Genomic DNA, 225 nt, shown 5'->3' on the forward strand with positions numbered 1-225 from the left:
GTCACAAAGACCTAAAAATTCGTATTCAAGGCCACGGAGAGAGCGGTCCCAGTCCTCGGAGGAACTAACCTCCACGACCTCGTCGTCGGGATAGAGCCGAATCACCTCACAGCGATCGACCGACACGTCACCCGTCGACTCCAAGGCGTGTTTGTACGCCGCGCCCTGAAGTTTGTGGTCGAACCGCACCGCCGAGGAGGTCTTGATGTCCGAGAGACCGGTGTT

1 protein-coding gene is annotated in these 225 nt (G+C 58.2%); it reads right to left on the reverse strand.

The annotated features are described in order from the left end of the window. Positions 1 to 225, reverse strand: a 225-nt coding sequence (locus tag EXE42_RS20040) for a hypothetical protein (protein WP_206750791.1), incomplete at both ends; no start/stop codon positions are given.

The sequence above is a fragment of the Halorubrum sp. SP3 genome, from assembly GCF_005435195.1.
GTDB lineage: Archaea > Halobacteriota > Halobacteria > Halobacteriales > Haloferacaceae > Halorubrum > Halorubrum sodomense.